2 protein-coding genes are annotated in these 896 nt (G+C 59.5%); both read left to right on the plus strand.

Features of this window, described 5'->3' with window-relative positions:
• Positions 1–281: helix-turn-helix domain-containing protein (locus tag K7W41_RS23325; RefSeq protein ID WP_224612936.1), on the plus strand; the 281-nt coding region annotated here is incomplete at its 5' end.
• The coding region (locus K7W41_RS23330) for an IS630 family transposase (protein WP_318010937.1) at positions 278–896 on the plus strand (619 nt) is incomplete at its 3' end. The genes K7W41_RS23325 and K7W41_RS23330, both read left to right, overlap by 4 nt.

Genomic DNA, 896 nt, shown 5'->3' on the forward strand with positions numbered 1-896 from the left:
GTCATGCAGATCGAATCAGTCGTGTCTGCCGTCGATACGTGCTCGAGGGCTTGGAGGCCGCTCTCTACGAGCGGCCCCGAACAGGGGCCCCACCCAAGATCACAGGGGACATTGAAGCCAAGCTGGTGATGCTGGCATGCAGCCATCCTCCGGACGACCGCAAGCGCTGGACTCTCCGGCTTCTGGCCGAGCAGATGGTCTTTCTCGGTCACGTGGACAGCATCAGCAATGTGACGGTCTACCAGCGATTAAAAAAAACGAGATCAAACCCTGGCAAGTGAAGTCTTGGTGCCTGCCCCGCCCAGGGGCAATGTTCGTCGCCAAAATGGAAGACGTGCTGGACGTGTACGCGCGTCCTTACGATTCAAAGCGTCCAGTGGTGTGTGTCGACGAGACAACCAAGGAATTGCACAGCACACCGCGCGGCTCCCTTCCTGTTCAGGCCGCTCGGCCTGAACGGGAAGACTACGTGTACGCGCGACACGGCACGGTCAACGTCTTCTTGAGTATGGAGCCGCTGGCTGGAAAACGTCGTGTGCGTCTGACGGAGCGACACACCAAACTTGATTTCGCGGAGGAACTGCGCTGCATCTTGGAGGAGGACTACCCTGACGCGGAAAAGGTTGTCCTGGTGACGGACAACCTCAACACCCATGGCCTGCACGCTTTGTACGAGGCCTTCGAACCAGCGCATGCGGGCCGATTGGCCCGCAGGTTGGAGTGGCACTTCACGCCCGAGCATGCCAGTTGGCTCAACATGGCCGAGATCGAACTGTCGGCCCTCTCCGTGCAAGCGATCGGTGGTCGAATCGGTAACCGCGAAGAGTTGGCCCGCCGTGTCGAAGGATGGGAGCACGAGAGGAACCAGCGCCAGGTGCATATCGATTGGCAATTTC

It is taken from the genome of Deinococcus multiflagellatus (genome assembly GCF_020166415.1).
Taxonomy (GTDB): domain Bacteria; phylum Deinococcota; class Deinococci; order Deinococcales; family Deinococcaceae; genus Deinococcus; species Deinococcus multiflagellatus.